This window comes from Streptomyces sp. PKU-EA00015, from assembly GCF_013387495.1.
Classification (GTDB): domain Bacteria; phylum Actinomycetota; class Actinomycetes; order Streptomycetales; family Streptomycetaceae; genus Streptomyces.
The window spans coordinates 1-424 of record NZ_JABZEE010000146.1 but is presented as its reverse complement, the minus strand read 5'-3'; the positions used below and the strand labels follow the sequence as shown (position 1 = coordinate 424).

Here is a 424-nt window from a genome sequence, read left to right as displayed (position 1 = left end):
GCAGACGAACCCGACGACCATGCCATCGGCCGCTCCCGCGGTGGACTGACCACGAAGATCCACCTCGCTGCCGATGCCCGCTGCCGGCCCCTCGCGTTCGTTCTCACCGCAGGCCAGGCCGGCGACGCACCCGCCTTCACCGACGTCATGGCCCGCCTACGCGTTCCCCGTCGGCGAGGACGGCCACGCACCAGACCGGACCTGGTTTTGGCCGACAAGGCGTACTCCTCCCGCGCGATCCGCGAGCACCTGCGCAAGCGCGGCATCCGGGCAGTGATCCCCGTCCCGGCGGACCAGCGGAGCCATCGGCTACGTCGGGGCAGCCGAGGCGGCAGGCCACCGGCCTTCGACCGCGAAACGTACAAGCAGCGCAACACCGTCGAGCGGTGCATCAATCGCCTGAAGCAGTGGCGCGGCATCGCCA

The 424-nt window shown here is 70.8% G+C and carries 1 protein-coding gene; it reads left to right on the top strand.

The annotated features are described in order from the left end of the window. Positions 1-424, top strand: a 424-nt coding sequence (locus HW130_RS35280; protein WP_177153834.1) for an IS5 family transposase, incomplete at both ends; no start/stop codon positions are given.